Annotated in this window: 2 pseudogenes; both read right to left on the bottom strand. The window is 67.4% G+C overall.

Annotated elements, in window-relative coordinates:
- A pseudogene (locus tag MOV75_RS41670) lies at positions 1–182 on the bottom strand (UPF0280 family protein); the annotation flags it as partial.
- Positions 179–494 (bottom strand): annotated as a pseudogene (locus MOV75_RS41665) (6-hydroxynicotinate reductase); the annotation flags it as partial. The pseudogenes MOV75_RS41665 and MOV75_RS41670, both read right to left, overlap by 4 nt.

Here is a 494-nt window from a genome sequence, read left to right as displayed (position 1 = left end):
AGCTCCGGCAGCTCCGCGCAGAGCTCGTCGAGCAGCCCCGTGAACCGCCGCGCCGCAGCCTCATAAGCTGCGCGCACAGCGTCCGCGCGCCCCCTCGCCTCCACGATCAGATCGATCGGTCCATCCTGCAAATGCAGCCGCCGGCCATCAGACAGCAATGCGATTTGCGGGAGCCTTGTCATGCCCGGGGTCCCGGAATTGGATTCTGCCAGGGCAATTGCCTGATATCGTCGCCCCCCTGCACCTCGGCGAGCGGCTTCACATAATCCATGTGCCCGCCGAGCGCGGCGTAGTCCGACAGCTTCATCGTGAACTCGATCGGCGCGACCAGCGCTGGCGTCGGCACATAGCCGAACGCGCCCGCCGGCATCTGCGTCACGTCGACCATGTAGGTGATGCCGCCACCCGGCCAGACATAGACCGGCGCGCCGCCGCTGGTGACGCGCGTCAGCGCATCCTTCACCGAGCGCGTCAGCCGCACCGGATTGTCGGTG

Source organism: Bradyrhizobium sp. PRIMUS42 (assembly GCF_023006515.1).
GTDB lineage: Bacteria > Pseudomonadota > Alphaproteobacteria > Rhizobiales > Xanthobacteraceae > Bradyrhizobium.
This window is presented reverse-complemented; position numbering and strand designations above follow the sequence as displayed.